Annotated in this window: 9 protein-coding genes and 1 pseudogene; 5 read left to right on the top strand and 5 right to left on the bottom strand. The window is 36.8% G+C overall.

The genetic code is table 11. The features are described from left to right. The first annotated feature begins 212 nt into the window (after positions 1 to 212). A complete protein-coding gene (locus ACED48_RS12355; protein ID WP_017058356.1) occupies positions 213 to 680 on the top strand; it encodes a CreA family protein in 468 nt (155 codons plus the stop codon). A gap of 89 nt (positions 681 to 769) precedes the next feature. After that, a complete protein-coding gene (locus tag ACED48_RS12350; RefSeq protein ID WP_084026626.1) occupies positions 770 to 907 on the top strand; it encodes a DUF262 domain-containing protein in 138 nt (45 codons plus the stop codon). A 180-nt stretch (positions 908 to 1,087) separates the two neighbouring features. Here ACED48_RS12350 and ACED48_RS12345 read toward each other — a convergent pair whose 3' ends face one another. The 5 genes from ACED48_RS12345 to ACED48_RS12325 all read right to left on the bottom strand — a co-directional run bounded on the left by ACED48_RS12345 (position 1,088) and on the right by ACED48_RS12325 (position 6,980). Further along, complete coding sequence (locus ACED48_RS12345) at positions 1,088 to 3,019, bottom strand: hypothetical protein (protein WP_017058357.1); 1,932 nt, start codon at positions 3,017 to 3,019, stop codon at positions 1,088 to 1,090. After that, positions 3,012 to 3,512, bottom strand: a complete 501-nt coding sequence (locus ACED48_RS12340) for a hypothetical protein (RefSeq protein ID WP_017058358.1) — start codon at positions 3,510 to 3,512, stop codon at positions 3,012 to 3,014. The genes ACED48_RS12345 and ACED48_RS12340 overlap by 8 nt, the downstream gene beginning before the upstream one ends. Next, positions 3,499 to 4,722 (bottom strand): ABC-three component system protein, encoded by a 1,224-nt coding sequence (locus tag ACED48_RS12335; protein ID WP_017058359.1) that lies wholly within the window; start codon positions 4,720 to 4,722, stop codon positions 3,499 to 3,501. Before ACED48_RS12335 ends, ACED48_RS12340 begins: the two co-directional genes overlap by 14 nt. A 324-nt stretch (positions 4,723 to 5,046) precedes the next feature. Next, positions 5,047 to 5,757 (bottom strand): HNH endonuclease, encoded by a 711-nt coding sequence (locus ACED48_RS12330; RefSeq protein ID WP_017058360.1) that lies wholly within the window; start codon positions 5,755 to 5,757, stop codon positions 5,047 to 5,049. Positions 5,758 to 5,792: 35 nt separating this feature from the next. Further along, positions 5,793 to 6,980, bottom strand: a complete 1,188-nt coding sequence (locus tag ACED48_RS12325; RefSeq protein ID WP_017058361.1) for a phospholipase D family protein — start codon at positions 6,978 to 6,980, stop codon at positions 5,793 to 5,795. A gap of 694 nt (positions 6,981 to 7,674) precedes the next feature. On the opposite strand from ACED48_RS12325, the pseudogene ACED48_RS12320 reads away from it, so the two are divergent. From ACED48_RS12320 to ACED48_RS12310, 3 genes and pseudogenes are all read left to right on the top strand, one after another. After that, positions 7,675 to 8,055 (top strand): annotated as a pseudogene (locus ACED48_RS12320) (CreA family protein); the annotation flags it as partial. 116 nt (positions 8,056 to 8,171) lie between these two features. Next, a complete protein-coding gene (locus tag ACED48_RS12315; RefSeq protein ID WP_017058364.1) occupies positions 8,172 to 9,476 on the top strand; it encodes an inosine/guanosine kinase in 1,305 nt (434 codons plus the stop codon). 294 nt (positions 9,477 to 9,770) lie between these two features. Then, positions 9,771 to 11,519: a formate--tetrahydrofolate ligase gene (locus tag ACED48_RS12310; protein WP_017058365.1), complete on the top strand. Its 1,749-nt coding sequence runs from the start codon at positions 9,771 to 9,773 to the stop codon at positions 11,517 to 11,519. Positions 11,520 to 11,634 lie beyond the last annotated feature (115 nt).

The raw sequence follows: 11,634 nt of genomic DNA, 5'->3' as shown, positions 1-11,634 counted from the left end.
AAGACGTAATTAGGTAATTTTATTGTCGTGATATCTAAAAATACCAAGTAAAACAAATCTAATAAACTACTAATAAATATATGAATATTTATTAAGTGTCACTTGGTAAGATTTTTCTTACATATAAGCATAAACCTTGCATTTAGATTTGAACCCTATAACAAATTTCACATAAAATCTAATATAAACAAAGTCATAAAGGGCACTAATCAATGAAAAAACTACTCTCTATCCTTTTACCTATTCTTCTTGTTGGTTGTTCAGACAATGAAGTTGGCAATGTTGACCTTGGCATATTCAGCCTAAAAGACGTATCAATCCGAAACTTGGATGACGAAAAAATACCAGGTGTAACGTGTCACATCGCATCTGTGGAAGCAGATTTTAGCCTTGCTGACCCAAGCGACAGTTCTATCTCATGCCGTCAAACTGGAGAAATAACCCCCGAGATGATCGCAACAATTGACAAGGGAAAATCAGGCGAAGTGGTATTCAAGCAATCAAAAAGTATCTTCTTTAAAACAATGAAGGTACGTCGTATCTACGATGCAGAGAATCAGACTCTACTTTATTTGTCTTACACGACCAAAGAGACTGATAGTAGCTTCAAGCATAGTTTGTCTACAGTGCCATTATGGGGAACTAAGGCTTATGTAGAATCAGTACAAATTACAAAATAATTAATACGACCCAGAAGTAATTTACTTTGTATAAGCTTCCACTGTGAAATCAGAGGCGATATGAACTTCAATCAAATTACCGTTTTAGCATTTTTGAGCCCTCAAAGATTTCTTATGAGATACCCGTTTATCAAAGAGCCTATGCTTGGGATGAAAATAATTGGAGCGAGTTTGTTCTCGATCTTAACGAACAAGTAAATGGAGAAGACAACTATTTTTTTTGCTAATATACTTCTAGTATAAATTTTTCTTTATATCAATGGTCATTTGACTCCGAATAAATCTAAAAATATACAACCTTACACTTTCACATATTAAACATAGATAGAAGTTCAATTTAGATATATTAAATTAATAGAAAAATTCAAAGCCATTCTAATGAATGGCTTTGATAAACTTTAACTAATTTATTGAAAATCGTTAATTAGACCACTATCGAACTGTGGATCTGTTTTACTGAATCTCTTAGCTATATAAAAATCGTCGTTATCAAAAGCAGTATCAGCTAAATCATTATCAACAACAATCACTTGGAACTTAGTTCCTGTTCTCTTAGATAGGTCGGATAACAACTCTAAACGCTTGTAAATATTTTCATAGATAATAGGATCTGATGCTTCATCGCTATCTACCGTTTTATCTCTTTTCCTTCCAATATTATTACCCGGAGTATCCAACATAAATAATGTTGGCAGGTTTGAATCAAATTTCATTGCATATATTAGTTTAGAAAGAAAAATTGCAATAGAAGATATAGTTCTAACACCACCAGAAGTTAGTTTAACAAATTGCTTATTTCTCACAATGTAATCTAATCGGTCGTCTAGCTTTAGATTAGTCATGTCAGTCAAACCACTAAGTTCCATTAGTTTAACAAAAATATCATTTAGATCTGATATGACATCTTTGGGATTTAAACACTTCTCTTCAGCTTTCTTCAATTCACCCTGCAATCGAATTATTACTTTCTCAAGGTTAGATAATGTATCATCTAACTTATTGATCCGATCTATAAATTTCTTATCCCTTGCAAGTAACTTAGAACTAGAATATATTTCTAATTTTTGCTTTTCTAGCATAGAAATAGACTCAATTAATGCCGAAACTTCTTTAGAATATTTATGATTGAAGCTATTTTGAATATCATTCAATGCGAGATTTAATTTACTTTCATTAACATCAAGACTGTTTAACTCACAACGTATATTATCAATCAAACATCCAAGACTTTTTGTTTTTCTATCAAGTGATTTCTTTTCATTAATTAGTATCGGCATAGGTATATGAGAATCAGCAAGTTCACATTTGCTTTTCTCATTGCATAAAGGACATGATATCTCCGTTTCCTTACTAATTTTAAATTTAGACTCTAACTTTAGAGATAAAGAAATAGACTTTCTTTCTTTATCATAAGTATTTTTAAGCTTGACATATTTTTCAATATCTTCTGTCAATATAGGTCTTTTCTTATTTATATGACTTAGTGACTTATTTATTTCATCGATTTCCGCCTTTAATTCCAGAGAAAACTTAAGTACATTTTTGTGACTGTTTTTTAATTTTTCAATTTCATCATCAACATCGGAAACAAGTTTAGTATAAGCCTGTAGTTCTTTATCTATATCTATTTCAAAATCAAAATCAGTATCTCTGAGGAATTTAATAATACTCTCTTTTTCTTTTTCTCTATTTTTCTCTATTGATTTATTTTCAGATATTTCAGCGTTAATAACTGAAACCGTCTCATTGTGAATGTTAAGCAAATACTTCAACACTTCTTTATGTTTAACATATCGACTTCCATTATTCATATCTAACAATGAATCTGAAGCAATATCTTTTTGCTTTAAGTGAATGAATTTCAATATATCTTTAAAACCCACTCTATTCATTGTCGAGTCTAACTGACTTGGTGATACTTTAATTTTAGTGATAGGAAGACCAAGGAGTTCTAACACATAAAATGAAACATAACCATCAGGAGCATTGTCAATTTGATCTAAATTCGGAGCTAAAAGACTTGGCGTAAGGTTGTCATCAATACTACCTTTATAGCATCGGATAAATTCTTTAGCGTCGAATATATTTCGAACAAAAATATACTTTTCATCATTCAGATATACAGTGAGTTGACAAAATCTTGCCTTTGCTTCGAGTTGTCCATATGTATCAATTGACGAAGCGCCTAGACTGTAACTAATCAGGTTCAATATGCTACTTTTGCCACAATCGAGATCTCCCCAAATTATATTGACACCTTCCTTAAAGTTAATGTCATAATTTTTATTTATTCCTATTACCCGCAACTGCTCAATTATAATTGAAGGAGAATTACTCATATAGCTCACCTATTAACGACCCGATTAATTGATTAAATGACTTACTTATAAATGACTTGGTTTTATCTAAATTACTTATCCATTCATCAATCAAGTCATTATCTAATTCTATATTTACTTCTTCCCTGGTGGTTAGTAATATATCATCATCGTCAGTGTGTATATCAATTAGCCCTATAGAATATAATTCCATTACTCTTCTTCTAACCTGATCGTTTCTCATAACATTCTTTAATGTTTGTGATGTATTTGATAAATAGTCTACGCCTTCGTAATAATAATTGGTTTCTTTGGGTTTAAAATATCTGATAACTGACTCTGTTAGATTTTTATCGACTATAACTGAGTCAAAGAAGCAAAGCTTATCTAATGTTAGAACCTTACGTTTTAAGCGATTATATTGAAGCTTATCAATGATGATTAATACTCTATACAATGTGATAGAATGTTCATTAAAAACATCTAAGAAATAAAAATCATTATTCAAACTCATATAAGCGTTCCTTCACTTTCTTCAAATCAAAGTCTTTATCCCAAATAACTTTATCATCCAAATTATCTGCCAGTTGATGGAGCATTCCAATTTTTTCAATAAAAGTGATGTTCTTTATTCCAGATTTTAATGCAGTACTATCACTATCAATTATTTGTTTGTGTATATCATAAACAAGATCAGAACTTGTCTTCGATTCACTTTTATATTTATAGAATTCTTGAGAGTAGATTAGTTTAACTCGACTATACAAGTTAGATAACTCTGCTTGCTCAGTTCTATTGACTCTACAAATTATTTCCGCATTAAAAAATGAACTTTTTGAACTATCTATTAGTGTCTTTTCTACATCTGAAACTAGCAGTTTAATCACAAATATTTCTTGGTCTAATTCTGACAAATCTTGAAACCTAACATCTATTTGTTGCTGTTCTTTTTTTTTTAACTCGATAAGACTTTTAATGAAATCTCGTATAATGATGAAGGACAGTTCCTCTTTACTGTCGGGTTTGCAAATCGTTGTATGATCTTGCTGATCGATGTTGAATATCTCTCGAGAAGAAATGTTATTAGGTCTGGCCGTATGAGGTTTAACTACTTCATCATCAAGTGCTATCAAGTATGTTGATTCAGGTAGGCTGTCTTTATACTTTTCCCATTTTTCATCAAGCTCAAGGGTTTGCTTGTCAAGAGGCATTAGTTCTTGAATATGTTCATTTGAACTGAACTGGAGGAATAGCGATTTTAATGACCCTTTATGTGGTACGGCTAAAGAAACATAACCTATAATATTTATAGTTTTAGTTCCTTCAATTTGATCAACTATCAACTTTTTGGCGACAAGCCCTCCCATACTATGACCAACTAAAATTACGTGTTCTGCATCTTTATATTTAGCTCTTATATTCGACTCTAAGCCTTTAGATAGATCTTCAATTGACTTATTCTTTTGATGCTTTTTCGTCTTTTTATATCTGGGAAGTCTATTGAATACTGGAAGTTTACTGACGAATGAATGTGCTTGTTTGGCGATAAAACCGTTCATAAATTCAGTCAGTTGAGTAAAATAATCGTACTCGATGATTTCGCATTCATCACTAACCATAGAGTCTGTTAGCAACAGCTCTTTGAATGATATTCCATCATCGTTGACCCATGTTGAATCCCCTCCCTTTAAACCATGAATGAAAACTACGACTATTTTTTTCATAAATCCCTTCGACAGACACAAAAAATTTCATATGAGTCTACATCAATAGCTTTAAGACGCATATATGAATAGTGACAAATTTAGCAAAACTAATATCAGCATCATCTTACGTGCAGCACTATGAACTAGAAATGGCATACTCATCTAAGGGAGTGTTTATGATAACGAGTACCAAGCTATGCTTGCCTCTCATACTAAGCAAAGGATAGACAGTTGCTTTAAGCTACATCACTTTAGGGTAAGAACTGCCTATGACGGCTAATTGGGTATGTGTAAATGAAACCAATCTAATTAATGGCTTCATTGGTTCAAAAATATCTTTGGCTAAGACTCCAAAATCAACTGTCTCAATCTATCAGGTGTAATCGTGTGACCACCTCTATGAAGCATTGCGTGACAATTTGGGCAAACTGGTATCAAATCTGTCTTTGGATTTACTTCGTACTCTTCCTTTACTTCACTAATTGGGATTATGTGATGAACATGGATAAACTCTTTACCCCGTACACCGTATTTTTTTTCAAAATCAAAAGTGCACACTGCACACTGATATCCAAACGCTTCAATACAAGCATTACGAGCTTCTTGATTACGCTCATATGCATTAACTAAAACGGTTTTCTTTGAACCCTCAAAAAATCGTTTACCGCTTTCTATTAACTCCTCTGGAAAGTAACTATCCATTTGTATCGCTTTATAAACCCCACCACCTACGTCCTGAAGTATTCTCTTTTCAACGTTATGCTCAAAACCAACATTACTTGTTATACCTGCACGATTTGTCTTGGTTTGCTTTTTAAAAACCAGAAGGTCATACCCTTCTTCTATGACCTTATTGATATGTTTAATCGAGTGAGAATAGCCTTTACTTGACCAACTTGGATCAAGAATCACGTTGTGATCTAAATTAGTTGTGTCAAGGCTAAACAACACTTGTTTTGTTTCATCATTGCAATATGAGTACTTTCCTTGCGTAGACTTGAAATCTAACCCCATAACTCGGTTAACAAATGCCGTTTGTGTTTCTTTTTCCAATGGATAATCCTTAATTACAAATAAGTAGTCGAGATTTACTCTTCTTCATAGAAAATACAGTCCAATAAAGCAACTCGACCTTTCCATATTTGATTTTCTAATTGATCTCTTGGTTGTTCTTTTTCATACCATACCGAATCATGAATTCGACTGATTAACTCTGTCCAATAGCGTTCATACGTCATGTTTGACATTGTGATACCAAAGTCAGAGCACATTGCCTTATTGTTTTTTGAATCAATGCAGACAAAGAAGTCAGGACGTTTCATCGCCAACAAACGACTGGCTATGCTAGTACCATCTCTACCGTTAGGAAATGCTTTTTTGAAAGATTCAACATAGCGATTGAATTGTAATAATGTAACCTCGCCATGAAGAGGAATATGGTCTAACGCTTCGGATATAAACGGATTATTGTTGTTTATATTGCTGTGATATACCCCAGCTCCTTTCATGCTACCGAACCAACCCCAATGTTCATGTGTCAGATTAGGTAAACCAGCAATAGTCTTTCTTGCACCAAGTGGCATAGATTCATAATTTTCATATTGCTGAAAGTAACCTTGGATCACTTCTAGTAACTCCAAACGCTGGTCAATAGCATGATTTTTGTCTTGCTGCACTTTATCAACATAAACAGACCAGTCCATTTGCATAACGATGCTATCAAACAAAGATTTTGTTGTTTTGGTTGAGTTGTACTGCCCATTCAGTTTTTCTAATTTCGGTTTGTGCTTTTTGTGATAAGCAGCGTATACATTTACATACTCATCATTTACGGAAACACCAAGTTCATAATAGTTACTAAGCTGATTGGTTAACTGGTCAAACGTAGAACCATCTACATCATCTTGACCAGTTAGGTGCACATTCAACTCGTTGTTCACAGTAAACGCACCATTAGTCATATTTGCGCTACCAACAATGGCTTCCCAGCTCTGACCCGTTTGGAAAAAGTACAACTTTGGGTGAAATACACCGCTTGGTTGCATGACGAAATGGACTTGTTCACTTTCTACAAACGATTTCAAAACATCTGGGTCTGTTTGATAAAAATGTGTGCCGATTGTCGATTTAAACAGCTTATCTTTGTTACTTAATAAAATATCAAAGAACTTTGTGCCAGCCGATGCCCAAGCTACGGCTACTGAAATTCTGTCGTACTTATTTGCCAACTGAATTAGCTTTTTTTCGAGTGTTTTATTGTTAGTAATAATTTCCATAGATCTTACATTTACGCTGTACCGTATTTATGATTGATCTATTTAAACAGCTATTGGTTGTTAAGGACTGTGATCAGTCTTCGGAAAAATGGATCTGTTTTTGGATTATAAGATTCTGCCCCACCCCAGTAATAGTTTCCCAGCACAGTCTTCACATTGTCATAGTGATTCTTCAACGATGAAGCCCTACGGTTTTTAGTTGTCCCTAACGAGGCTTGAATCTTTGCTTTCCAAGGGTGGTTACTTCCCATGATGTTTTCATTTCGAGCCTTATCAGTAAATTTCTCAACCATCTTTAAACCCAACTGCTCATCGCTTGTTAAATCAAACAGAAAAAACCAACATACTGTATATTAACACAGCATTGGTAAGTGATCGAGAAATGTACAAATGTGTCCTAAGTTAACACCTTTAATTTCAGGGGATAAGAGTTGAACATTTCACTGAATCAATTATACAAGAATCACATCGAGGAACATTATTTCTCATACAGAAACAACTTAACGCCATTTCAAGTAAAAGTTATTGAATCGATCGAGAAAAAAGAGTTTGTTAAGTTTAAAAGAAAAGGAAAACTGGATTACTCATTCTCAAATGACACTGTGGAAATATAATAAATTTGTAACACCTTTATTTGGGTAAGCGTGTCCATAAGCCCCATAAAAAAAATAGTTGTGTAATAAGGTAAATATCCAAGGACATAAAAATGTCATCTTTGGATGATGATAAAATTCCAGGCGTGACGTGTCATATAGCTTCAGTTGAGGCAAATCTTAGCCTTTCGGACCCAAGTGACAGCTCTATTTCTTGTCGTCAAACCGGTGAAATCACACCAGAAATGATTGCTAAAATAGACAAGAGTAAATCTGGTGAAGTGGTCTTTAAACAATCAAAAAGCATCTTCTTTAAGACCATGAAGGTTCGTCGTATCTACGACGCGGCGAATCAATCACTGCTCTACTTGTCTTACACAACCAAAGAAACAGAAGGCAGTTTTAAACACAGCCTTTCAACTGTTCCACTATTAGGTACAAAAGCTTACGTTGAACCGTCAACGTTAATACCAACAGAATAGTGATACCGAGTCACCTGTACAATGTCTGTACAGGTGACTCTGAATGTAATAAAAATGAAAGAAACAGAAGAAAAACGTGATATCATGCGGCAAAATTTTTTCACTGTATTTTTCATATGAAGTTTCCTGGACAGCGTAAATCTAAGCACTACTTTCCAACTCACGCACGTGATCCGTTGGTCAACCAAATTCAACAAACACCTAAACTACACCGCGCAACCATTGTTGGTGTTGGCCAGACTATTGTTGATATCGAAGCCCGTGTTGACGACGCGTTCCTAGAAAAATATGAACTGAGTAAAGGCCACTCTCTTGTATTGGAAGAAAGTAAAGCCGATGCGCTGTATGAGGAGCTCGTTGAATCTGGTTTGATCACGCATCAATACCCTGGCGATACTATCGGCAATACACTGCACAACTATTCAGTTCTAGCAGACAGTAAATCAGTACTGCTTGGTGTAATGTCTAAGAAAATTGAAGTTGGCTCATTTGGTTACCGTTACCTTTGTCGTACCTCTTCACGTATGAACTTAAACCACCTACAAACTGTTGATGGTCCAATTGGTCGTTGTTACACGCTCATTACCGAAGATGGCGAGCGTACGTTTGCGATCAACGAAGGGCATATGAACCAGTTGCTTCCTGAAAGTATTCCTGAACAAATTTTCGAAAAAGCCTCTGCATTAGTTGTCTCTTCATACCTAATGCGTGGTAACCCTGACGATCCAATGCCAAAAGCCGTACAAAAAGCGATCGAATACGCGAAAGCGCACAATGTGCCTGTTGTACTAACGCTTGGCACTAAATACGTGATCGAAGGCAACTCTGAATGGTGGCAAGAATACCTCAAAGAAAACGTAACGATCGTCGCGATGAATGAAGATGAAGGTGAAGCGTTAACTGGTGAGAAAGATCCGCTGCTGGCTGCCAACAAAGCACTTGAGTGGGTGGACTTAGTTCTATGTACAGCAGGTCCTATCGGCTTATACATGGCAGGCTATACAGACGAGTTAGCGAAGCGCGAAACAACGTTTCCATTACTTCCAGGAAATATTCCAGAATTCAACAAGTATGAATTCAGCCGTTCGATGCGTAAGCAAGACTGTAAACAACCAGTAAAAGTGTACTCTCACATCGGTCCTTACCTTGGTGGACCCCTTGAGATTAAGAACACAAATGGCGCTGGTGATGGCGCGCTTTCTGCCCTGTTACACGACATGGCAGCTAATAGCTACCACCATGTTAACGTACCGAATTCAGAGAAACACGAGTACACTTGTCTTACGTACTCGTCACTGTCTCAAATTTGTAAGTACGCAAACCGTGTCAGCTACGAAGTGTTAACTCAGCACTCTCCGCGTCTTTCTCGTGCATTACCTGAGCGCGAAGATAGCTTAGAAGAAACATACTGGGATCGTTAATCTGGCCATAGCCAGTCGGCTAATTGGTTTGATGAACCAAATCCAGATCATCCATTCCTCAAAAAGAGTTGCTATAGGCAGCTCTTTTTGTATTAATCATCAATTTAAACGTGATGAAATGCGACCACTTCAATATTTTGCTCGTTTAAGAATTGATCCTGCGCAATAACTCTTTAGATCTATCATCTTCCAGCACATAATTCGTGTGGTTGCCTTTACTTGGCCGATTTATACAGTAATATCGCCAGGCAACCGTTTACGTACTACCTTTCGGTTCTGATATAAGGATCAAACATGCTGTCTGATATTGACATTTGTCGCACAACTCCCCTTAAAAACATCACTGATATTGCTGAACAAGCAGGCCTACAACATAACGAACACCAGCCATTGGGCTTATATAAGTCTAAAGTGTCTTTAACATTGTTGGAGCGTCTAGCAGATCAACCTGATGGCAAACTAGTTATCGTGACCGCTATCACTCCAACTCCTCTCGGTGAAGGCAAAACCGTTACCACAGTTGGGCTAGCGCAAGGCCTAGTTAAGATTAATCACTCAGCGATGGCTTGCATTCGTCAACCTTCAATGGGGCCGGTATTTGGTGTGAAAGGTGGCGCGGCTGGCGGTGGGTACTCTCAGGTTGCCCCTATGGAGCAGTTAAACCTTCACCTAACAGGTGACATTCACGCGGTGACTGCAGCTCATAATCTCGCCTCTGCCGCAATTGACGCACGTTTGTATCATGAACAGCGCGAAGGTTTAGAAGCATTTGAAGCGCGATCTGGTTTAAAAGCGCTGGATATCGACCCAAACAGAATAGTATGGCGACGTGTACTCGACCATAATGACCGTGCACTGCGCATGATCACGGTAGGTAAAAACGAAACGGGCAAAACCATCAATGGTTACGAACGCGAAGATGGATTTGATATATCAGCCGCTTCAGAGCTGATGGCCATTCTTGCACTTGCTAATGACCTTCAAGACTTACGAAAACGTATCGGTCGTATCGTACTCGCCTATAACTATCAAGGTATGCCATTAACGGCAGATGACTTCAACGTTGCAGGGGCTATGACAGTAACAATGAAGGATTCTATTGAGCCGACACTAATGCAAACCCTTGAAGGTGTCCCTACCTTAATTCATGCGGGGCCATTTGCGAACATCGCCCATGGTAACTCTTCAATTATTGCCGACAAGATAGCCTTAAAGCTCAGTGACTTTGTTGTGACAGAAGGTGGATTTGGCTCAGACATGGGTTTTGAAAAAGCGTGCAATATAAAAGTAAAAGCCTCAAACAAGAAGCCCGATTGCGCAGTAATTGTAGCAACTTTACGTGGATTAAAAGCTAACTCCGGCTTATACGGTTTGGAGCTAGGTACAGCCCTACCAGACTCGATCTTGAATGAAAACCAAGATGCACTCATTGCAGGATTTGATAACCTTAAATGGCATATCAACAACGTCAAGCAATACCAAGTGCCTACAGTTGTTGCGATTAACCGATTCCCACAAGACTCAACTCAAGAACTAGATGCTTTGAAACAGATGATCACCGACTTCGACCCAAACGTTAGCGTTGAAGTGAGCGAAGCATTTGGTCGAGGTGGCGAAGGGGCGAATCAATTGGCTCACGCCGTAGTAAAAGCTTGCCAAAAAGAGAGTGAATTTAAGCCTTTGTATCACTCAGAACAAAGCCTAGAAGAAAAGCTAATGGCAGTCGCTGAAGTTGGCTATGGCGCGGCAAGTATCACACTATCACCACTTGCTAAGCAACAGCTCGAAGAGTTCAACAAACATGGTTATAGCGGTCTATCCGTTTGTTTGGCAAAAACCCCCTTGTCTATCTCTACTGAAACACACATAAAAGGCGCGCCAACTCAATTTGATGTGCCCATTAGAGAACTCAAACTGTGTGCAGGTGCTGGTTACGTTTACGCGTTATGCGGCAATGTAATGACAATGCCCGGCTTACCAGATAGACCTGCATTTATGTCGTTAGACATTGATGACGAAGGGAGCATCATTGGTTTAAATTAGTGATTACAGAGCCTTAGTAAATAGAATAAAAACACGAACAAAGGTCCTGCTCATGCTCCTTCGAGTATTACTGGCATCAGCAGGACTCAATTTAACGATGACTTGTTGTTACTTA

The organism is Vibrio sp. 5S239, from assembly GCF_041439575.1.
Classification (GTDB): Bacteria; Pseudomonadota; Gammaproteobacteria; order Enterobacterales; family Vibrionaceae; genus Vibrio; species Vibrio kanaloae.
The sequence above is the reverse complement of the archived record's forward strand: the minus strand, read 5'-3'. Positions and strand labels throughout refer to the sequence as shown.